Origin of the sequence: Novosphingobium mississippiense (genome assembly GCF_044029535.1) — a bacterium.
GTDB lineage: Bacteria > Pseudomonadota > Alphaproteobacteria > Sphingomonadales > Sphingomonadaceae > Novosphingobium.
The window spans coordinates 2,027,838-2,047,247 of sequence record NZ_CP147003.1; the positions used below are offsets into that span (position 1 = coordinate 2,027,838).

Annotated in this window: 17 protein-coding genes and 2 riboswitches; of the genes, 8 read left to right on the forward strand and 9 right to left on the reverse strand. The window is 63.1% G+C overall.

Going from position 1 to position 19,410, the window contains the following annotated elements:
• Window positions 1–8: 8 nt before the first annotated feature.
• The 5 genes from WBP06_RS27490 to WBP06_RS27510 all read right to left on the reverse strand — a co-directional run bounded on the left by WBP06_RS27490 (window position 9) and on the right by WBP06_RS27510 (window position 3,982).
• Complete coding sequence (locus WBP06_RS27490; protein ID WP_395335803.1) at window positions 9–527, reverse strand: cytochrome P460 family protein; 519 nt, start codon at window positions 525–527, stop codon at window positions 9–11.
• Window positions 527–1,564: an alpha/beta fold hydrolase gene (locus WBP06_RS27495; protein ID WP_395335806.1), complete on the reverse strand. Its 1,038-nt coding sequence runs from the start codon at window positions 1,562–1,564 to the stop codon at window positions 527–529. Before WBP06_RS27495 ends, WBP06_RS27490 begins: the two co-directional genes overlap by 1 nt.
• A gap of 93 nt (window positions 1,565–1,657) precedes the next feature.
• Window positions 1,658–2,530: an SDR family NAD(P)-dependent oxidoreductase gene (locus tag WBP06_RS27500; protein WP_395335809.1), complete on the reverse strand. Its 873-nt coding sequence runs from the start codon at window positions 2,528–2,530 to the stop codon at window positions 1,658–1,660.
• A 28-nt stretch (window positions 2,531–2,558) separates the two neighbouring features.
• Window positions 2,559–2,912 carry an aldehyde dehydrogenase family protein gene (locus WBP06_RS27505; protein WP_395337594.1) on the reverse strand — a complete coding sequence of 118 codons (354 nt, stop codon included), beginning with the start codon at window positions 2,910–2,912 and terminating at the stop codon, window positions 2,559–2,561.
• Window positions 2,831–3,982, reverse strand: a complete 1,152-nt coding sequence (locus WBP06_RS27510; RefSeq protein WP_395335812.1) for an aldehyde dehydrogenase family protein — start codon at window positions 3,980–3,982, stop codon at window positions 2,831–2,833. Before WBP06_RS27510 ends, WBP06_RS27505 begins: the two co-directional genes overlap by 82 nt.
• Before the next feature lie 93 nt (window positions 3,983–4,075).
• On the opposite strand from WBP06_RS27510, the gene WBP06_RS27515 reads away from it, so the two are divergent.
• On the forward strand, window positions 4,076–4,999 hold the full coding sequence (locus WBP06_RS27515) for a LysR family transcriptional regulator (protein ID WP_395335814.1): 924 nt from the start codon (window positions 4,076–4,078) through the stop codon (window positions 4,997–4,999).
• 48 nt (window positions 5,000–5,047) lie between these two features.
• On the opposite strand, the gene WBP06_RS27520 is transcribed toward WBP06_RS27515, so the two are convergent.
• Window positions 5,048–6,055 (reverse strand): sodium:calcium antiporter, encoded by a 1,008-nt coding sequence (locus WBP06_RS27520; RefSeq protein ID WP_395335816.1) that lies wholly within the window; start codon window positions 6,053–6,055, stop codon window positions 5,048–5,050.
• Window positions 6,056–6,060: 5 nt separating this feature from the next.
• A riboswitch (yybP-ykoY riboswitch) is annotated at window positions 6,061–6,227 on the reverse strand.
• A 104-nt stretch (window positions 6,228–6,331) separates the two neighbouring features.
• Window positions 6,332–6,507: riboswitch (yybP-ykoY riboswitch) on the forward strand.
• A gap of 17 nt (window positions 6,508–6,524) precedes the next feature.
• Here WBP06_RS27520 and WBP06_RS27525 point away from each other — a divergent pair.
• Together WBP06_RS27525 and WBP06_RS27530 are read left to right on the forward strand one after the other, a co-directional pair.
• A complete protein-coding gene (locus WBP06_RS27525) occupies window positions 6,525–7,949 on the forward strand; it encodes a fibronectin type III domain-containing protein (protein ID WP_395335819.1) in 1,425 nt (474 codons plus the stop codon).
• 288 nt (window positions 7,950–8,237) lie between these two features.
• Entirely contained in the window at window positions 8,238–10,328 is a 2,091-nt protein-coding gene (locus WBP06_RS27530) for a TonB-dependent receptor (protein WP_395335821.1), read from the forward strand.
• A gap of 107 nt (window positions 10,329–10,435) precedes the next feature.
• Here WBP06_RS27530 and WBP06_RS27535 read toward each other — a convergent pair whose 3' ends face one another.
• Together WBP06_RS27535 and WBP06_RS27540 are read right to left on the reverse strand one after the other, a co-directional pair.
• Window positions 10,436–10,849: a cupredoxin domain-containing protein gene (locus tag WBP06_RS27535; RefSeq protein WP_395335823.1), complete on the reverse strand. Its 414-nt coding sequence runs from the start codon at window positions 10,847–10,849 to the stop codon at window positions 10,436–10,438.
• Window positions 10,850–11,107: 258 nt separating this feature from the next.
• Window positions 11,108–13,108, reverse strand: coding sequence for a hypothetical protein (locus WBP06_RS27540; RefSeq protein WP_395335825.1), 2,001 nt, complete (start codon window positions 13,106–13,108; stop codon window positions 11,108–11,110).
• A gap of 408 nt (window positions 13,109–13,516) precedes the next feature.
• On the opposite strand from WBP06_RS27540, the gene WBP06_RS27545 reads away from it, so the two are divergent.
• Window positions 13,517–13,831, forward strand: coding sequence for a TraR/DksA family transcriptional regulator (locus WBP06_RS27545; RefSeq protein ID WP_395335827.1), 315 nt, complete (start codon window positions 13,517–13,519; stop codon window positions 13,829–13,831).
• Window positions 13,832–13,878: 47 nt separating this feature from the next.
• Here WBP06_RS27545 and WBP06_RS27550 read toward each other — a convergent pair whose 3' ends face one another.
• The gene (locus tag WBP06_RS27550) at window positions 13,879–14,922 is read right to left on the reverse strand and encodes a Rieske 2Fe-2S domain-containing protein (protein WP_395335830.1); all 1,044 of its coding nucleotides are present in this window, start codon (window positions 14,920–14,922) and stop codon (window positions 13,879–13,881) included.
• Window positions 14,923–15,027: 105 nt separating this feature from the next.
• On the opposite strand from WBP06_RS27550, the gene WBP06_RS27555 reads away from it, so the two are divergent.
• From WBP06_RS27555 to WBP06_RS27570, 4 genes are all read left to right on the forward strand, one after another.
• Complete coding sequence (locus WBP06_RS27555; protein ID WP_395335833.1) at window positions 15,028–16,002, forward strand: LysR family transcriptional regulator; 975 nt, start codon at window positions 15,028–15,030, stop codon at window positions 16,000–16,002.
• Between the two features lie 51 nt (window positions 16,003–16,053).
• On the forward strand, window positions 16,054–16,635 hold the full coding sequence (locus WBP06_RS27560; protein ID WP_395335835.1) for an ANTAR domain-containing response regulator: 582 nt from the start codon (window positions 16,054–16,056) through the stop codon (window positions 16,633–16,635).
• Window positions 16,632–17,843 carry an ABC transporter substrate-binding protein gene (locus tag WBP06_RS27565; RefSeq protein WP_395335837.1) on the forward strand — a complete coding sequence of 404 codons (1,212 nt, stop codon included), beginning with the start codon at window positions 16,632–16,634 and terminating at the stop codon, window positions 17,841–17,843. The genes WBP06_RS27560 and WBP06_RS27565 overlap by 4 nt, the downstream gene beginning before the upstream one ends.
• A gap of 288 nt (window positions 17,844–18,131) precedes the next feature.
• A complete protein-coding gene (locus WBP06_RS27570; RefSeq protein WP_395335840.1) occupies window positions 18,132–19,403 on the forward strand; it encodes a nitrate/nitrite transporter in 1,272 nt (423 codons plus the stop codon).
• Window positions 19,404–19,410 lie beyond the last annotated feature (7 nt).

A 19,410-nucleotide genomic window follows, 5' to 3' on the forward strand; every position in this document is an offset into this window, starting at 1 on the left:
CGGGGGGATCAGGGCGACCAGGCGGTGAAGACCAGATCCTCGCTCTTTTCCAGCTTGTTATGGCAGGAGAAGCAGGACTGCATCAGGGTGACATCGGGGTTGGCCACGCCATTCTCGAACTGGCCATAGCCCCAGCCTCCGCTGCGGGGAAAGCGCTTGCTGTCCTTCACGCTCACCTGAACATTGGTCGCCGCGCCTGCCACGAAGGACTGGGGCGCCGGAAACACCGCATCGTTGCGCGAGGAGGACTGATAGCGCCATGCCAGACGCACGATCACGGCGCCGTCGGGGAAGGGGCGCTTGCCCTTGCGATAGGCTTCCACCGCGATGTCGTTGCCCAGAATGGCCCGGATATCGTTGTTCTTGCCGTTTTCCTGGGCCACGCTGATCAGAGTCCAGTGGCGATAGTCCTTGGGCAGGGTAACGCCATAGACGGGAGAAGCCTCCACCCGCTCTCGCACGGTGGCGGAGAGGGCGGAGGCTCCCAGGATCAGGGTGGAGAGCGCCAGCAGCGCGCCGGTGCGCATCAGCCGGCCCTCCGGCTGACGTCCAGCACGGCCTGGGCGAAGGCCTGCGGCGCTTCCTGCGGCAGATTGTGGCCGATGCCGCCGTTGATGGTGCGATGCTCATAGGCGGCGGTGAACCTGGCGCGATAGGCTTCGGGCGCGGGGTGAGGCGCGCCGTTGCGATCGCCTTCCATGGTGATGGCGGGGATCGTCACCGGCGGGGCGGCGGCAAGCCTGGCCTCCATTGCGTCATACTGGCTCTCGCCCTCGGCAAGGCCAAGGCGCCAGCGGTAGTTGTGGATCACGATGGCGACATGATCGGGGTTGTCGAAAGAGGCTGCCGAGCGGTCGAAGGTTGCATCGTCAAAGTTCCACTCGGGCGAGGCCTGATGCCAGATCTGCTTGTTGAAGGCCCTGGTGTTGGCGGCATAGCCCAGCTTGCCCCGTTCCGTGGCGAAGTAGAACTGATACCACCACTGCAGCTCCGCGGCGGGGGCCAGCGGCTTGGCATTGCCCGCCTGGCTGCCGATCAGATAGCCGCTGACCGACACCAGCGCGCGGCACCGCTCCGGCCAGAGCACGGCCATGATATCGGCGGTGCGCGCGCCCCAGTCGAAACCCGCGACCACCGCGGTGCGGATGCCCAGCGCATCCATCAGCGCAATGCCGTCTGCCGCCAGCGCGGCCTGCTGGCCGTTGCGCATGGTGGCGTCCGCACGAAACCGGGTGGTGCCATGGCCGCGCAGATGCGGCACGATCACGCGGTGGCCCTTGGCGGCGAGCAGCGGGGCGACTTCGGCAAAGGCATGGATGTCATAAGGCCAGCCATGGAACAGCAGCACCGGCGTGCCGGAGGCGGGGCCATATTCCAGATAGCCGATGTTCAGGACGCCGGCGTCGATCTGCTTGATTGCCGGCACGACGCCGGGCGTCGGCGTGGCGGCGCGCGCCGGAAAGGCTCCGGCCGTCAGGGTCGTGGCGGCTGCGGCAGCAAGGCGGGCAAAGCGCAGAAAATCGCGGCGGGGCAGGTCGGCAACCCCGAGAGACCTGTTCGACATGAGTGGTTTCCTTTGACTTCGTGACTGGAAGCCCGGTGATAGACCCTTTGCCATGAGGCGGGTGTTAGGCCCTGTGATGCCCTGTTAGAATCGTCAGCCCGGCAGCAACGCGCCGAGCGCTTCGCTTTCGGGACCGTCGAACACAGTGGCGCGGCTGACGCCCAGCCAGCGTGCATGGGCCTCCCGGCGTTCGGCTTCGGCGGCGTCGAACGAGGCCAGCGCATCGGTGCCCAGCACCAGATGGGCGGGCACGTCATCGCGGCGGGCAAGCGCCCGGATGACTTGCGCGATGCGCGCCGGGTCGCCCACTTCGTTGCCCGCATAGGCCCTGATCCGCGCGCGTGTCGCACCCACGGTATCGGCATAGTCCGGCAACACCGTGCTTGCGGCGGCATTGCCGGCAATATCGGCCCAGTCCGTGCGCATCCCGCCCGGTTCCAGCGACACGATGCGGATGCCCAGAGGGGCGACCTCGCCGCGCAGCACTTCGGTGAAGCCGCCGACCGCCCATTTCGCGGCCTGATAGGCGGAAAGCCCCGGCGTGCCGACCCGTCCGCCCACGGAGGAGACATTGAGGATGTGCCCCGCACGGCGCTCCCGCATGGAGGGCAGCACCGCGCGGGTCATGTTGATGACGCCGAACAGGTTGGTCTCCATTTCGGCGCGGAAATCGGCGGAGGATTTCTGCTCGAAAGCCTCGAAATGGCCATAGCCCGCATTGTTCACCAGCACGTCGATCTGTCCGAAAGCCGCGATGGCGGCCTTCGCGGCGGTGTGGGCGCGGTCTTCGTCGGTCACATCGAGCGCGAAGGCTTCCAGACGGTCGCCGTAAAGCGCCTTGAGGTCGTCCAACTGCGCGGGGTTGCGGGCGGTGGCCAGCACGTTGTCGCCGCTTTCCAGCACGGCGGTCAGGATGGCGCGGCCAAGTCCGCGCGCGCTTCCGGTGATGATCCAGGTCTTCTGCATATCCGTATCTTTCGAGTGAGGGCGGGAATCAGGCGGCGGGCTTCAGGATCGCGCGGGGTTCCAGGAAGGCATCGAGGCCGTAAGCCCCGATTTCGCGACCGAGGCCGGATTGACGAAACCCTCCGAAGGGGGCGCGGGGATCGTGCGGCGCGCCGTTGATCACCACGCGTCCGGCGATCAACTGCCGGGCAACCCGCAGGGCACGGTCTTCGTCGGAGGAGAGGACATAGGCCTGAAGCCCGAAATCGGAATCGTTGGCGATCGCGATGGCTTCGGCCTCGTCTTCATAAGTGATGACGCTCAGGACCGGGCCGAGATTTCCTCGCGGGCGATGCGCATGGTGTTGGTGACATCGGTGAAGATCGTCGGCCTTGCGAACCAGCCCCGCTCCAGTCCTTCGGGCCGTCCTTCACCGCCGGTCAGAAGGCTGGCGCCTTCTTCCAGGCCGAGCCGGATCCAGCCCTGCACGCGTTCCCAGTGCGCGGCATTGGCAAGCGGGCCGATGCGCACTTCCGGGTCGGCAGGGGCGCCGACCTTGAGCTTTTCCGCCTCCTGCTTCAGGCGCGCGACGATTTCGTCCCGGCGGGAACGCGGCACCAGAATGCGCGATCCGGCGACGCAGGCCTGCCCGCTGTTGGCAAAGCCGCTCATCAGCGCGACGGGGATCGCCGCATCGAGATCGGCATCGTCGAGGATGATGGTCGGGCTTTTGCCGCCCAGTTCCAGCACCAGCCGCTTCATCGTCTCCAGCGCCGAACGCTGGACGATTTTCGCCGCCGGGGTGGAGCCGGTGAACGTGATCAGCGCCACGTCGGGATGCGCCGTCAGCGCCGCGCCGACTTCCGGCCCGGTGCCGTTGACGACATTGAGCACGCCCTTCGGCAGCCCCGCTTCATGCAGGCATTCGAGCAGGACCTGCGTCTGGATCGCACTCTGTTCCGCGGGCTTGATGACGATCGTCGATCCCGAGCCGATGGCATGGGCCAGCTTGGTGGCGATGAAGCCGAAGTTGCTGTTCCACGGCGTTATTGCCCCGATCACGCCGAGCGGCAGCATCGTCACCGCGCTGGTCCCGGCAGTCCGCTCGAAGGCATAATCTTCCAGCGCAGCGGCCATGACCTCGAAGACGGAGGCGGTGTTCTGCACCGAAAATCGCGTGAAGTAAGCCGGTGCGCCGTACTCCTCGGTCATCGCGGCAATGAGGTCGTCGGTTCGGGCCTGCACCGCGTCGCAAAGCCGGTGGAGCATTGCGATCCGCTGCGTCTTCGTGGTGCGCGCCATGGCGGGAAACGCGCGCCTGGCCGCCGCGACGGCCAGACGCAGGTCTTCCGCATCGCCCAGCCGGACGGAACCGATCCTTTCCTCGGTGGCGGGATTGAAAAGGTCGAAACGTTCGCTGCCGTGCGGGGTCACGAAAGCGCTGTCGATGTAGATCTGGTCGATAGTCCGCATGGTGCGTCTCCATTCTGCATCGGGGATATGGCGCAGGCCGCTTGTTCGGATTAGTAGGACAATGATGGACAGGCTGATGAAAGATATTGCGCAATGCCCAAGGCAAGTCTTGCCGAACTGGAAGCCTTCGCCACGGTTTCGCGACGGGGCGGGTTTCGCGCCGCCGCGCGCGAACTGGGCGTGTCTTCCTCCGGCTTGAGCCATGCCATTGCGGCACTGGAGGAGCGCATGAACGTGCGCCTGTTCAACCGCACCACCCGCAGCGTCGCGCTGACGGCGGCAGGCGCGCGGTTTCTTGAGGAAATTCTCCCCGCACTCGCCGCGATCGACGGGGCGATCGAGAACGCGGGAGACGATCCGGGGGAGCCCTCGGGACTGCTGCGGCTCAACATGGCGGCTGGCTCGGCGCGGTTCATCATGGCGCCGCTGATCCGCGACTATCTGGATCGCTACCCCCGGATGCAGGTGGAGGTGGTCAGCGAAGCGGCGCTGGTCGATGTGATCGGCAAGGGCTTCGACGCCGGCGTCCGGCTGCGAGACGCCGTTCCGCCGGACATGATCGCGGTGCCCATCATCCCCGAAGTGCGCCTGGTCGTCGTCGGCTCACCGGGCTATCTGCAGGATCGCCCCCTGCCGATCGTCCCGCGCGATCTCCTTGCGCACGAGTGCATCCGCTACCGGATGGGGAGCGGGCGCATCTATCACTGGGAATTTGCGCGGGACGGCGAACGGCTGGAACTGGACGTACCCGGCCGCCTGATCCTGGATGACAGCGGGCTCATGCTCGATGCCGCGCTGGCCGGGATGGGGCTGGGCTATCTGGCCGAGGAAACCGTGGCACCGCATGTTCGGGAAGGCCGGTTGACCCGGCTGCTGGCGGACTGGATGCCGCAAGAACCGCCACTTTGCCTCTATTATTCCGGCCGCCGCCATATCCCGGCCAAGCTGCGGAGTTTCATCGAACTCGCGCGCCGTCATGCCCAGCGAGCGTCGTTCACAACTGGGCAGGGCAGTTAAGTGGGGAGGACAGTTAAGACGCCGCTCCGTCCTCCCCATGCATGACCGTCAGGCCAGGTGAAGCGCCACAACGGTCGCCGCAAAGACGGCATAGAGCAGTCCCATTCCGGCCAGCAGTCGCCGGGCGACATATCCCATGCGAAAAGCCACGAACATGATCAGGACGGCCAGAGCGGTGGCACCGGCGGCGACCAGCAGCGGCGTGCTTAGCAGCCAGGGCGTGAAGAACAGGCCCAGCGCCGTCGGCACTGTCGCCTGGATCATCATGGCGCCGGAAATGTTGGACAGCGCCAGTCGATACTTGCCTTGGCGCACCCAGATCACCGCGTTCATCGTCTCGGGAAGCTCGGTGGCGATCGGACTGAGCAGCAGGGCCAGCAATTGCGGAGGCAGGCCTAGGACCGGGCCCAGACCCTCCAACTGACTGACGAAAACCCGCGAGGCGACGAAAATGACGACAAGGGCGCACAGCGTCTGGAACACGGCCATCGCGGTCGCGGGGGTTTCCCGCTTGGGCTGGAACTTCAACGGCTCCAGCTCGCCTTCCTCTTCCTCTGCTTCGCCGGTCATTTCCTGACGGACATAGAGGGCATAGGCCGCCAGAAACGCCACGCCCAGCCAGGGCTTCCAGGCGAAAACGACGCAGCCCAGCAGGATCTTCAGCGCGAAGATCGCCAGGAACCATCCCTGATCGCGGCTCAGCCGGCGGAAGATGTTCTGCACGCCGGTATCGCGACCCAGCTTCTGGCGCGACAGCAGCAGGGTAACGCCGACCGTTGCATAGGCGATCGTCGATAGAGCGAGGGGCCCGCCCAGCGCGGCGCCGATGCCCAGTTCCTTCGAGGCAGGGCCGTTGCCGGAAGTGACCGCCACCAGCGTAACGATGCTTTCCGGCAGGGCCGTACCGAAGGCCGCCAGAATCGTCCCCGTCGCTTTCTGGCCGACATCGAACTTGTGGCCGACCCATTCCACGCCGTTCACGAAGAACTCGCAGGCGAGATAGATCACCACCGCAGAGACCAGCAGCAAGCCGGCCATGATCCAGAGAGAGTGCATTCAAAATCCTCGGGGCCGGAGACGACAGACATGAACCGAGGCGGAAATCCCGGCCCCGGGTTTCCGTCGGTCCATGGTCTCACCAAGCTGTAAGGCCGCACGCGCCATGGCCGAAGCCAAGTCTGTTGACGCGCGCCCCGCTGCAATGCGGGCGGTTACTCCCCAAGGGTTGCCGCCCCTTTGACGCAGCGGCACCCGGCTGTCAACGCGCCCGGGCGATGGGCGGCGATATCATCGTTACGCCACAAAACTGTCATTCTATTCGGCTAGCGGGCTTTTCACGTCATCTGGGGAGTAGCCGACCGTCACGACGTGGCGGGCTGGCGCGTCAACATACTTGGCCGAGAGGTCATGGCGCGTCGGGAGCATGTTTTGCTCGGGCGAGACCAATGGCATCGTATCTCCGTCCAGGCCGGGCGGGGAGTGCGGTGTTGTTGGCTTTCGCAACCGCCCGGCCCGGAGACCCGTTTTGAAGTTCCCCCTCCAAATCCGTGCCTGCCTGGCGCTTGCGACAGTCGGTCTGGCTGTCACCGGCGTGGCCGCCGCTGCCGCCCCAATACCTGCAGCCGTGCCTCGTTCTCCCGGCAAGACCTACACCGCAGGCGCGTTGCCGGATCGGATCGTCCTGACTCCGGGGGCCAATCCCGCGCGTGACATGGCAGTCAGCTATCGCACGGACCGTGCACAGGCCGCCGCACAGGCGCAGATCGTTGAGGCGGTGGACAGCCCCACGCTGGAGCGGGGCGCCCGCACCCTTTCCGGGACGAGCACGCTTGCCGAGACGACGAACGGCGCCGCCAATTATCACCATGTCCAGTTCACGGGGCTCAAGCCCGATACCGTCTACGCCTATCGCCTGAAGGGCAGCGCGGGCTGGAGCGAGTGGCTGCAATTCCGCACGGCGGCTGAAAGCTTCCGGCCGTTCCGCGCACTCTATCTGGCCGATGTGCAGAACGGAATTCTGCCATACGCCTCTCGCGTGATCCGGCAGGCGTTCCATTCCGGCGGCGACATCGCGCTGGCCATTCACACCGGCGATCAGGTCGCCCAGCGTGACGATCTCGACCATGACGACGAATGGGGCGAGTGGAACGAGGCGGGCGGCTACAACTATGCCATCGTTCCGCAGATGCCGGCGACCGGCAACCATGAATATGCCAAGGAAGATTTGCCGGACGGCACCGAGAAAATCGAGCTAGGGGCCTACTGGGCGCGCCAGTTCAGCCTGCCCGGCAATGGCGTTCCCGGACTGGAGGCCACGACCTACTACGTCGACTATCAGGGCGTGCGCTTCGTGGTGCTGGACGGGACGGCTGCGGCTGATCTCGGCAAGGTTGCCGTGCAGACCGAGTGGCTGGACCGTACTCTGGCTGCCAGCAAGGCGCGCTGGAATGTCGTGGTCGTTCATCAACCGATCTTTACGTGCGCGCGGCCTGAAGACATTCCAGCGATCCAGAACGCGTGGAAGCCGGTGATCGAGAGGCGCAAGGTCGATCTGGTCCTGCAGGGCCACGATCACTGCTACAGCCGGGTGACCGATCCGGCGGGCCGGGCGGCGTCGAATGCGGCCCGTGCGGCAGGAAAGCCGCAGGGTCCTGTCTACGTTGTCTCGGTCGTGGGATCGAAGATGTACGGGCTCAACAATCGCGCCACCGTACAGCCGGACAAGGCCGCCGCCGATACGCAGCTCTATCAATTGATCGACTTCGGGGCGACCACCTTGCGGTATCGGTCGTACACCGCGACGGGCCGCCTTTACGATGCGTTCGATCTGGAGCGATCGGCATCGGGTGCAAACCGGCTGGGTGTTCCGGATGCTGCCACCGTTCCGGAGCGCCATTGTTCGGGCGCCACCGGGCCGGATGGTGCGGCCTGCCTTGGACGCGCGAAGTAACCTTTATCATGACGAAGGTATGCCGGGGCCGATTGCCCCGGCATGCAACATTGGGGAGTCGGACGATACGTCGCAGGGAATACCCGACACCTGCAGCGGGGCTGACAGTTTGCGGTCTCTTCCCGTCGGCTCGCGTGCCATCCTCGGGCAATTTTGCGGTGACACGGTGTAACGAGATGTAACAATCTGTTGCAACGATGAGATGCTATTGATACGCGGTCGCAGTAAATTTGATGAGGGATTCTCCGTTTGTCCGTGCATTCACTCTTCGTTTCGAAGGGCGCTTTCGTGCGCCTTCTTGCAACAACTGCCATTGCTTTCCCGATTGCTTCCGCGGCCTCGGCCGAGACGGCTGCTGAGACGACTGATCGTGACCAACATGGCTCGATCATCGTCACGGGCGCTCGCGATAACGATGGCTATGTCCCGCAGGATTCCGGCGCCGCGAAGATTGATATTCCGTTGAAGGATCTGCCGCAAGCTGTTGCGGTCGTCCCTTCCGAAGTCTTGCGCGATCAGCGCGCGCTGTCGTTGCAGGATGCGCTCAAGAATGTGCCCGGCGTCTCGTTTTCGCATGGTGACGGCCAGCGGGACCAGGTCACGATTCGTGGCTTTACGGCCATTGCCGATCAATATGTCGACGGATTTCGCGACGACGGCCTCTACTTCCGCGATCTTTCGAACGTGGAGCGGGTGGAGGTGATCAAGGGGCCTGCGGCGGTACTCTACGGGCGCGGCTCTTCGGGCGGACTGATCAATCGCGTTACCAAGAAGCCGGATGTCGACGTGCTGGCGGGAACGCTGACTTATGGTTCGCAGGATACCAAGCGCGGAGAGATCGATCTGGGCCGGTTCGATCCCGCTTCCGGCGTGGGATTTCGCGTCACCGGAGCCTTGGAGGACAGCGACAGCTTCCGCGACCAGCAATTCGTCAAGCGCGTGGCCTTTGCACCGTCGATTTTGCTGGGTGAAGGGAAGGACACCACCATCCTGATCCAGGCCGATTACCTGAAGGATCGACGGCTGACCGATTTCGGCATTCCGGCGATCAACGGCCAGGTCGTCGACGTCCCGCGCTCGACGTATTATGGCGCCGCCAATGCCCGCGATGCGGATGTGAGCCGGTCGGAAGTGCTCTCGCAGACGCTCACGCTGGCGCATCGCTTTTCGGACGCCTTGTCGTTCCGCAATGGTTTCCGCCATTATCGCTACACGCTGGACCGGCACAACACCAATACCACCGCGGTCAATGCTGCGGCCGGTACGGTCACGCTGTCTCACGGCGGCATCTTGCGCGATGAAGACGGTTGGTCGAACCAGTCCGAACTGACGCACAAGTTCGAACTGGGCGGCACGCGGCATACCATGCTGTATGGCGTGGAGATTTCGCGCCAGGTGAAGGATGCCGATACGATCGCTTCGCGCGTCGTCGCTATCACCTCGGCCCTGGATCCCGTGCTTCCCACGATCTCGAACGCCGACTTTACCGCTCTCAGCGCAAAGTCGGTTTCGACATTCGATACGCGCGGGCTTTACGTGCAGGACTTCGTCGAACTGGGGGCCGGCTTCAAGGCGCTCGCCGGCATCCGTTATGACTGGTTCAAGCAGAAGACGGACCTGATCATCCCTGCGCGGGCACAGCCGCTGGAACGCACGGACAAGAAGTGGAGCCCGCGTGTCGGCCTTGTCTTCCAGCCGGACGAGCTGCAATCCTACTACGCATCGTGGAGCACCAGCTTCCAGCCATCGGCGGAAACCTTCGCTCTGGCAGCGAACAATACTGATATCGCACCTGAAAAGACCACAAACAAGGAAATCGGTGCCAAGTACACGCTGCTGCAGAACCGGTTGAACATCCAGCTTTCGGCATTCATCCTGCGCCGTAGCGGTATCAAGGGCAGCGATCCCGCCAACCCGCAAGTCGTGATCCCGATCGGCACCCAGCGCACGCGCGGGATCGAGGTGTCCGGCGCGCTCGACCTGCCATCGGGCTTCCGCGCCATCGTGGGTTACGCCTACCTCGATGCCCGTGTCACGGAATCGGCCAATCCTGCCTTTGTCGACAAGGGTGCGACGCTTACGCCGAAGAACGCGGCAAACGCCTTCATCACGAAGAGCTTTGGCGACAGGTTCGGTGTCGGGGCGGGCGCGAACTACGTCGGCAATCGCTGGGCCGACCCGGCAAACACCACGGTTCTGGAGCACTATTTCACAGCCGATGCGATGGCATGGACCCAGGTTGGTCCCGCCCGCCTGCAGCTCAACGTCTACAACCTGTTCGACAAGAACTACATCATTTCCGGGCACGGCACATCGCCGCTGTTGAACCTGCCGGGAGCACCGCGGACCGTGCTGGGGACAATCCGCTTCGCCCTTTGATCATCGGGGCGCTGTGATCATCAGGCGAAGCCGGGCTTGTAGGAGCCCGGCTTCGCCTTGCTTTGATTAGGGCGCCATTCAGGCTTGAGATCAGGCAGTGTGCCCCATTACTGCACCACGATCTCCCCCGTCATGCCGAACGAGCTATGCATGAAATGCGTGCATCGCAGCTTGTAGGTGCCGGGAGCGGGCGCGACCAGATGGATGTCGACGCTTTTTCCAGCGGCGACCGCAACCCTTCCTTCGGTGATCTTCGCCCGATCGGCATCCATGATCCGCGCGGCCGCGAAGAATTCACCGGCGGAGAAGTCGTGTCCTCCCGACGCCATGTTCGCCAAGCGCAGGTCGTAAGCCCGCCCCTGTTTGAGCTGAATAGCGGAGGGCGAGAACTTGAAATTCGAAAGCTCTACGGTGACGGGCTCCGCGCGAGACCAGTCGGTCGTACCTTGCGGCGCCTGCGACGACGCCTGTGCCGCCACAAGTGCCAATGCCGCTGCGGTAACCATGTGACGAGCGATCATGTCCAGCCTCCTGCATCCTCTCCAATGGGAACCCTGACTTTGCAGCGGATTATCGCATTTTCGGGGTTCGAATTGAAGAGGATATCGCCATTTCGCCTTCGCCCCGGGCTCGCTTGCAAAAGCTTCTTTCTTCATAGTGGAAGCCCGTCAGGTCAATGTTCTCCTCCAAGACCAGGCCGCCTGACAAGCTTGCTTTTCCGGTACAGTGCCAGCGCGCTTCCTAATCGGGCGGTATCACCTGTTGGCTCGGAAACTGTTCTAAGCCGTCTGGCTGATGAGGTCATGATACTCTGACGACAGATCGGTGATGATCGGATCAACTTCGATCTCCCTCCACTCAGATCCGGACAGCTCTTTCGGCAAGGCTTCATTGCTGTTCACCAGCCAAACAGTCATGATGGCGTCACGTCCCGCATTGTTGCTGATCGCACTGGAAGTATAATAGGGCCCGGTTATGCGCAGATTCAATGTTCTGAGTACAACAAAGCGTGACTCGATAATGATACGGTCATAGCCTTGGCTTTTTGCCAGCAGAGCTGCGTTTAACAATGCAAGTTCCTCTGTTGTCGCGGAACTTGCCAGAGGGGCGGAGTAATGCACAGTCCAATGGTTTTCTGCGTCCATCTTTTCTGCGGTTCCCCCGGAAAGCGGCACAAGAGGTCTTAAGATACCGCCACTTTTGGCGTCCATGAAGTGCGGTTGGGTCTCCGGCATCTCGGCTCTAGGCAACGAATTCAGAAATCTCGTTAGCGAATACTTTTCAAGATTCTGCCGCTGCGCCTGCGTGAGCTTCTGCAGCAGATCTATCTGCTTTCGTCCTTCTGGAGTGGCCAGATCGGGCGATTGGCTGAGCATGTCTGCAAGGACGAGAATGCCTTTCGGCCCGAAAGACATCACTTCCGCACGAAGAGCAGCCGCAGGCAGTGTGGCAGCCTTCTCCCTCAACTCGATCAGCCGGTTCCAGGCGGCCAGATCAAGTCGGGCGCGTTCCAGATGCTTCAGATAGCCTTGGTAGCGCTTGAGATCTTGCTCGCGTTCCGATTTGGAAGGCCGAATAAGGCCCAATAGCACGCCCTTTTCGTCAGGGGGCGGGATATTGGCTTCAGCGTCGATCGATGCAAGCGTCCTTGCGTTGATGTCGTTTACGGCTGCGGTCTTGCCGAGGGCGGCTTCCGAATACGCCGTCATGCCGGCAACAAGAATGCGCAGATCGAGCCGTGCATCCTTGTCGAAAACGGCACCCTGATATTCCCAGCGACCCTGCGATATGGGTTGGGAAATGCTGAAACCTGCGCCTAATTTAGCGACGTCGGCGAAACGCGATAATTGAAATGCAGAGAGCAACATCGGTGCGATGTATTGAGGGGACTGCGGCACCTCGCGCCATCTCAATTCCAGCATGGATTCGGCAGTCGGCGCGCTGCCCCGGGCGCTGGCAAGTTCGACCCTGAGCAGGTCGGCAAGTTCTTGAACGGATGGCGAATATGGGCGCTGCGCGGCGATTTCCGTGATCGAGGTTTCAACACCGTCGAGTTTGCCGGACTTGATCAGCGCGTAAGTTCGAATGGCTTTGTTTGCCAGGTCGAAACCCTTCGCCCGCAACGTCGCAGGGATTTCGACCGTGAACCGGCTTGCCTGTTCAAGCACCGCCAGGGCACGCGCCGGGTCGCCCGCACCGATGAGGTGGACCGCCTGCGCCTGCATCAGGTTCAAGCGTCGATATGCAAACTCCGGCTTGAGCAACGGACTGGCAAGTGCAGTCTCGCACGCGGCCACGCCCGTCGCTCCAGGCGCAATATCCCGACTTTGCCGGAGGTCCTGCTTCTGCGAGGCCAAACCAAAGAAAGTCGATTCCCTGACAAAGTGGTCGACCTTGCCGTTCGGAGCGTAATAGCCATCGCACCGCTGGAAACTGGCTTCTTCTGATGGCGGCTTTGCGGGTGTCGAAACGGAAGCCTGCGGGGGCAGTGTTGCCTGTGGAGGGGCGGGTAGCAGCACCGGAGGGGGTACTGGCACGGCCTGATTTGAAACGGTCTGATTGGAAAGAGCCTGTTGGGAAACGGCTTGGGCGACACTGGGTGTATGCAGGGAAGTCGAAAGTATTGCGATCAGAAACGCGCGCGACGACCTCTGAAATTTGCCCGGACTCAGCCGACTACCAAAACCCAATCCAATTGACATAACCGACCACACTTCCAATTCACCTGGATGAAATTTTCCTCCGAAGAGGAGGCTTGTAGGATTAAAAAAATTTAACATGCTAAAGTCTAAAGTACGAATTCCGGATACATTCGATCGAGGTTCGGTTTTGGCGAATCGAAATGTCGGAATTTTTGGTTTATAAAATGCTTCTTCCCTAAAAAAATTGCAGATATGCCCGACGTATTACCTGTCCGAATTGGTAATATAGAAAACTTCCGCGCGCATTTTGGATTAATCGCCATAATTAGCGAAGGGAATGGCGCGCGGTGCCGCATTCGCCGTCCATGACACCGGATGTCTTGCAGGTATCAGACGGTGATCCCATCCACGGCGAACGCCAAGCCCAGCCGGCATCGGGTTTTTCCCGATAGCGAGCCAGCCTTGACTCAGGGGATGGTCCGCACGGCGGTCGGCATGCTTGCGTCGCCGCAGCAGGAATGGGCACGAAGAGAACGGGAGTTTGCTATGTCCAACAAGGCGCGTCTCGAAACACGGTTGGCCGAGCTCAAGGACCGGTATGGCCGCATCGAGCAGGATCTGGCGGAACCGCTGGACCCCGACAGTTCTGAGCAAGCGGTCGAAACGGAGGACGACGTGCCGCTGGAAGGTCAGGCGGCGCTGATCCAACGGGAGATTGCGTCGGTCGAGCGTGCACTGGATCGCATCGCCAGCGGGACATACGGCGAATGTGTGCGGTGCGCTGAGGAAATTTCGCCGGCGCGGCTGGAAGCCCGCCCCGAAGCGGCCCTTTGCATCGACTGCGCCAACGCCGAGCAGTAACCTGGCCGCGCCCTCGCGGCTCCAGCGGGAGGGCGCGTCAACCCGTGTCAGGCTGCGATGGTTGCCGTCGCCTCCTCGCGAAGTCGGCGGGCGATGAATTGGCGAGTATGCCGTCCGCCCACGTCGCTGGCGATGTCGATCATTGTGCCGGTAGGGTCTTCGGACATCCGAAGCTGTTGCAATTCAAGGACGTCCTGGTCTTCCTTGAACGTGCGAGCGGTTTGTTCGAATACCTCGTCCGGCATCCCGTCATTGAGCTTGTTGGTCGCCATCGACCAGAAGTAGTGCGTCGTCGTCGCGGTTTCCGGCGTAATCCCGTGGAAACCCCGCATCGAGAATCCGTGCTCTCGTAACCCTTCATAGGCGCCGGTGCCGGCATCGCACGCGCCCGTATGAATGCGGATGAGGACGGGTTCGAACTCGATCTCCTGCCATCGGTCCACCCTGCCAGTAAAGCCGCCTGCATCCACGTACGTTGGAGGAGGGACGGAATCCGGCATGTAACGGGTTACGCGCACGCCGTTTGGCAGCTTTTCCGATTCCGTCTTCGTCTTGAAGTGCAATTCCGGATTCCCGCCGATCGTGTTGGCGTGGATGTACGGCAGGTGAGACAGGTCCATCAGATTGTCGACGAGTAGCTGCCAGTTTCCGTTCACCGGATAATGGGCGCTCCGCCATGCGTACTTTGGATCGTCGTGGATCGGGTAATCGGGCACCGAGGCCGTTTCCGCCTGGTCATGTTCGCCCATCCAGATCCATATCAGCCCCTGTCGCTCCACGATCGGATAGGCCCGCACGCGTGCGCTGGACGGCACTTTGTCCTGGGCCGGGATCTTCACGCATTTGCCGTCAGGGCCGTATTCAAGGCCATGGTAAGGGCAGCGAATGACGTTCCCGTCGACAGGTCCGGCGGAGAGGGGCATCGCCCGGTGAATGCAGCGGTCGGCAAGCGCATGCACGGCGCCATCGCTGGAACGCCAAAGCACGACGGGTTGTTCAAGAAATGTGCGCGCGACTTTATCGCCGGGCGCGAGTTCGCTGCTCCAGCCCGCCACATACCAGACATTCTTCAGGTAACGCGCCTCGTCCACGGATTTTCCTCTCGCCCGGTGTGTTCTTCGCGGGAAGGCTATCACCGTCGAACTTGATCCGCAGGAGGAGTTGTTGTGATATAGGTTATCACTCTGGCGGATTGCATGATGGATTACCGGCGATTTGATCTCAATCTGCTGATCGTGCTCGATGCCTTGCTGGAGGAGAAGGGCGTCAACGCCACGGCGCGCAGACTGCGCATGAGCCAGCCCAACGTCAGCTTCGCCCTCAACAAGCTGCGCACGCAGTTCGATGACGCGCTTTTGGTGCGGGCGGGCAATGGGATGCAGCTTACCGCGCTTGCAGAGGCGGTGCGCGATCCTCTGCGCAGAATGCTGGGCATGCTGGAAAATGAAGTGCTGGCCGAGCACAAGTTCGATCCGGAAACCGCTGCCCGTAAATTCGTGATCAGCACCTCGGACATCGGCGAACTTGTCTTTCTTCCGCGCCTGATGATGGAACTGGAAGCGAGAGCCCCGGGCATAACGCTGGAATCCCGCTCGATGGCGCCGGACGAACTTCGATTGGCGATGTCGAACGGGGAGGTCGATCTTGCGCTTGGGTATTTTCCAGACCTTTTGGGCAGTAACTTTCTGACCCAGAAGCTCTTCGACCATCCCTTCACCTGCATTGCCCGTGATGGGCATCCCGCGGCCAGAGAGGGGTGGTCGCTGGATACATTCCTGGATCTGGGGCACATCGTCGTCGCCCAGCGCGGGCGAAGCCAGGAACTTTTCGAGGAAGCGCTCCTTGCAAAAGGGCTTTCCCGAAGAATTCAGCTGCAATCGCCGCATTTCATGAGCGTTCCGCTTCTCGTCGCCGGGTCGGACTTGATCAGCACCGTGCCGGCCGCCGTTGGCGCCATTTTTGCGACAATGGCGCCGCTTCAGCTGATTGCGCCGCCGCTTCCGTCCCCGATGATCAACTTGCAGCAATTCTGGCATCGGCGCGTGCATGGCGAGCCCTCGATGCAATGGCTTCGCAACTTGATTGCCGAACTTTTCCTGGGCCGGGATCCCTCTCTCTTGTCTACCGCCTTTCGGCCATTCGACGGCAGCGCCAAGGCATTGACGGATTGACGCATGGCCGGTGCTCGGCGATGTGCGCTGCATGGCACCGGGTGGGGTGGAATGAGAATCGTCATCATCGACGACAGTGGCTTGCGCGCGACGGTCCTTGAGGAAGGGCTGCGTGAGGCGGGCTATGACGATATCCATATCGTCCCACCGCGCGGCGCTTTCGTTGCGCGGCTGGAGCGCATGGCGCCTGATGTCGTGCTGATGGACCTTGGCAGCCCCAGCCGCGACACGCTGGAGGAAATGCTGCTGGTCAGCCGCGCGCTGGCGCGGCCGATCGCGATGTTCGTCGATCAGTCGGACGAGGCGATGATCGGTGCCGCCATCGATGCAGGCGTCTCCGCCTACGTGGTGGACGGGCTGCGCAAGGAGCGGGTGAAGCCGGTGCTGGAACTGGCGGTGCGGCGCTTCAACGTCTTTTCGAAGATGCAGGCGGAGCTGGAAGAGGCGCGCACGGCGCTGGGGGACCGCAAGGTGATAGACCGCGCGAAGTCGATCCTGATGAACCAGCGCGGCCTTTCGGAGCAGGATGCCTACAACCTGCTGCGCACCAGCGCGATGAACCAGGGCAAGAAGATCGTGGACGTGGCGCAGGCGCTGATTACCGCCAGCGACCTGCTGGGAGGCGGACTATGACGACCAATGTGCGCATCGCCTTCCTGCCGCTGAACGACGTGGCCGTGCTTGCCGCCGCGCGGGAGCGGGGCTTTGCCGAGGAAGAAGGCATTTCGCTGGACCTCGTGCGTACCACCAGTTGGGCGACCTTGCGCGATCGGCTGGTCTACGGGCAGGTGCAGGCCGCGCACATGCTGGCGCCGCTGGCCGTGGCGGTGACGCTGGGGTTGAGCCAGCAGCCTGCCGCCTTGGTCGCGCCCTACAAGCTGGGCGTCAACGGCAACATGCTGGTGATGGCGCGCGATTTCGCCGCCGCGCTCGATCCCGATCCGGTGCGCCGTCTGGCCGATCCGCTGGGCACCGCGCATGACTTCGCCTCTGCCATCGGGTTGTGGCGGCGCAAGCCGGTGATCGGCGTGGTCCATCGCTTTTCCAGCCACGCGCTGATGCTGCGCTACTGGTTGGCGAGTGCGGGCATCGATCCCGATCGCGACGTGGTGCTGCGCGTACTGCCGCCTTCGCTGACGGTGGAGGCGATCCATGGCGAGGAGATCGATGGCTTCATCGCCGGCGAGCCTTGGGGCAGTGCCGCGATCGATTCAGGCCGGGCCGAAGCCGTCGCCATTGGCGAACGGATCTGGCAGCGCGGTGTCGAGAAAGTGCTGACGTTCCGCGAGCCGTGGCTGGAGGAGAACCCGGAGACGGTCGATCGCCTGCTGCGCGCGCTGGCCCGGGCCGCCGCGTGGTGCGACGAGCCGGATAATCGCGAGGCTCTGGCGCATCTGCTGGCCGATCCGCGCTATGTCGATCAACCGGCGGACCTGATCCTGCGGGCGCTGACCGGGCGGATCGTTCCGCGCGCGGGCGATGGTGCGGTCGATTGTTCGGACTTCGTGCTGTTCTCCCGCGAGGCGACTTCGTTCCCGTGGCGCAGCCAGGCGCTGTGGATCTATTCGCAACTGGTGCGCTGGAACATGGTGGACCACTCGCCCGAAAACGCCGCCAAGGCCGGGGCGGTGTTCCGGCCCGACGTGTTTCGTCGGGCGCTGGCGGGCAGCGACGTGCCGATGCCGGGGGCCAGCATGAAGCTGGAAGGCGCGGTGGATGCGCCGCTGGCCGTCGGTTCTCGCAAGGGGGACCTGACGCTGGGGCCGGATCGCTTCTTCGACGGCCGCGTGTTCGATCCGGAGCGGATCGACGACTATCTGGCAGGTTTTACCCCCCGCTGACCGGGCGCCAAACGGAGCGTCGGCTTGCGGCGGCGCAGCATGTGCCTGGCTGAAAAACACTGGATCCGCGCTAATCGGCGGGGCTTGGATTTTGTGCCTTGCAACATGGCGCGAATCGCCTGATGATGCAGGCCTCACGCGACGCCGCGTGACCATACTCGGATGCGCTGCTCCAACGGTGGAGCGCCATCCTCACCGAATTTCGCAGCAAAGCCGCTGACCGGGCTCACCAAAGGGTGATGTCCGGCCTGCGGCTTTTTTCGTGTCCGTTTTATGGGGAACCTGACGATGGCAACCGCTTACTGGGAACGAGATGGAGAGGCCGCGACGGCCGAAAATGCACCCGAAATCGCACCTGTGGCACCGGCAACCAGCTTCTGGAAGGCCGGGCACACGCCCACGCTGATCGCGGCTTTCCTCTATTTCGATCTGGCCTTCATGGTCTGGGTACTGTTGGGACCGCTGGCGCCGGAAATCTCCAAAACCCTGGGCCTCACGCCTGCCGAAAAGGGCCTGATGGTGGCGGTGCCGACGCTTGCGGGCGCGCTGCTGCGGGTGGTGAACGGGCTGCTGGTGGATCGCATCGGACCCAAACGCTCTGGCGCGATCAGCCAGTTGATCGTCATTGCCGGGCTGTTCTTCGCCTGGTTCATGGGCGTCAACAGCTTCGGCGGCACGCTGGCGCTGGGCGTGATCCTGGGCTTTGCGGGGGCAAGCTTCGCCATCGCGCTGCCGCTGGCCAGCCGCTGGTATCCGGCCGAGCATCAGGGCAAGGCGATGGGGCTTGCCGGCATGGGCAATTCGGGCACGGTGCTGGCATCCCTTTTCGCGCCGATGCTGGCCAAGACTTTCGGCTGGAACGCGGTGCTGGGGCTGGCCTGCATCCCGCTTTCGGTGGTCTTCGTCGTCTATCTGATCCTGGCCAAGGACGCCCCCAACCAGCCGGCGCCGCGCAAGCTGGTCGACTATTTCGAGCCGCTGAAGCAGGCCGACGCCTGGTGGCTGATGGCGTTCTATGCGGTGACGTTCGGCGGTTTCGTGGGTCTTGCCGCCTCGCTGCCGATCTACTTCACCGATCAGTTCGGCCTCACCACCATTGTTGCCGGCTATTGCACGGCGGGCTGCGTCTTTGCCGGATCGCTGGTGCGGCCGATGGGCGGCGCGCTGGCGGACCGGATCGGCGGCGTGAAGGCGCTGATGATGGTCTATACCGTGGCCGCCATCGCGCTGGTGGGCGTGGCCCAGGCGCACAGCCTGCCGAGCGCTCTCAGCATGTTCGTGCTGGCCATGCTGGCATTGGGCACGGGCAACGGCGCGGTGTTCCAGTTGGTGCCGCAACGCTTCCGGGCGGAGATCGGCGTGATGACCGGGCTGGTCGGCATGGCGGGCGGCATCGGCGGGTTCTACCTTGCCAGCTCGCTTGGGCTTGCCAAGCAGATGACCGGCAGCTTCGCGCCCGGTTTCCTGATCTTCGCCGGCCTGGCGGTGCTTGCCCTTGCCTCCGTGGCGCTGGTGAAGACGCGCTGGCGGGCAACCTGGAAGACCGCCGCACGCATCTGATCGGAGA